The 1002-nt window shown below is 61.4% G+C and carries 2 protein-coding genes; one reads left to right on the forward strand and one right to left on the reverse strand.

Going from position 1 to position 1002, the window contains the following annotated elements; translation table 11 throughout:
- On the reverse strand, nt 1-596 hold a 596-nt coding region (locus tag FEM54_RS33080), incomplete at its 3' end, for a DMT family transporter (RefSeq protein WP_138454337.1).
- 92 nt (nt 597-688) lie between these two features.
- Between FEM54_RS33080 and FEM54_RS33085 the strand changes: the two genes are divergently transcribed.
- Nucleotides 689-1002: helix-turn-helix domain-containing protein (locus FEM54_RS33085; protein ID WP_138454338.1), on the forward strand; the 314-nt coding region annotated here is incomplete at its 3' end.

Here is a 1002-nt window from a genome sequence, read left to right on the forward strand (position 1 = left end):
GACAGCAACGAGGCCGTGGCCAGTTGCACCACGGTCACTCGCCGCACATCCACCTGCCCGGCATAGGCGCCAATGAGGATAATTTCGGCGGCCACCGCGATTGCGCAGATCAGTGTGGCAATTTCACCGGGGCTGAAGTTCAGAGAGGCACCCGTCGGGCCTGTAAGCAGCATCAACCCGGTAAACGCCAACATGATGCCAATGCTCGGCATCAGGCCTGGGCGACGCCCCAGCACCAGCCACTGCAACAGCGGTACGCAAGGTACATAAAGCGCTGTAATGAACGCCGACTGGCTGCTTGGAATGGTCTGCAGGCCAATGGTCTGCATGCCGTAGCCGAACATGATCGAGGTGCCGATGAATGCGCCGGCTTTCAACTCGAACAAGGTCAGGCCACGCAACGTGCGCAACGAAAAGAACCCCACCACAATCGCCGCCGCCGCAAACCGCAGGCCCACGAAAAACATCGGCCCGCTGACGGTCATGGCGTGTTGCACGAGCAAAAACGTGCCGCCCCAGATCATGGTGATCACCACCAAGATGCATTCGGCTTTGCTGAAACGGTTGAAACGTGGGGCGGCGTTCGGGGCGGTCATGGCGGCTCGGTCTTGCAAGGGAAAGGCACGGACCGCACAATGCGCCGCATGCTGGGCAGTATACTGCGCACACCCACCCATTGAGCAATATAGTGCACAAAGAAAATCCACAACGGGCCTCGGTCCTGCAACACGTCAGCCAGAACGTCCGCCGGCTGCGCCATGCTGCGGATCTGAGCCAGACCGCACTCTCGGAAAAGTCCGGGGTCAGCCGGCGCATGCTGGTGGCCATCGAGGCGGGCGAGAAGAATGTCAGCCTGTCCACGCTGGACCGCGTCGCCGAAGCCTTGGACGTGGCCTTCAGCGACCTTATCCAGGCCCCGGATGCCGGTGATCACAGCCGCATCAACGAGCTGGCCTGGGCCGGCGATATCCCCGGTAGTAAAGCGGTGTTACTGGCCAAGGC

The sequence above is a fragment of the Pseudomonas edaphica genome (assembly GCF_005863185.1).
Lineage (GTDB): Bacteria > Pseudomonadota > Gammaproteobacteria > Pseudomonadales > Pseudomonadaceae > Aquipseudomonas > Aquipseudomonas edaphica.